We start from the raw sequence: 250 nt of genomic DNA, 5'->3' as shown, positions 1-250 counted from the left end.
AAAACAATAGTTTTTTTCAACTATAAGCCTCCGCAAGTGATATTTTATTTGTGACCCTTCCGTCCATAGCATGCAAAAAGACCAATCCATTAATGGAGTTGGTCCAGCTTTTAAACGTTTTTTATAAGATGATGGCAATCAATCCCCCACTGCCCTCATTAATAATCCTCTCCAGTGTCTCTTTCAATTTATAGCGTGCATTGTCTGGCATCATTGCTAATTTCACCTGTATGCCTTCCCTTACATAGGA

The 250-nt window shown here is 38.4% G+C and carries 1 protein-coding gene; it reads right to left on the bottom strand.

What is annotated here, in order from left to right:
* Positions 1-121: 121 nt before the first annotated feature.
* Positions 122-250: sporulation stage IV protein A (locus SB773_RS33585; protein ID WP_410594788.1), on the bottom strand; the 129-nt coding region annotated here is incomplete at its 5' end.

It is taken from the genome of Bacillus sp. SIMBA_074 (genome assembly GCF_046534555.1).
GTDB lineage: Bacteria > Bacillota > Bacilli > Bacillales > Bacillaceae_G > Bacillus_A > Bacillus_A mycoides.
Note: the sequence above shows the minus strand (reverse complement) of the source record. Positions and strands in the feature narration are given on the sequence as shown.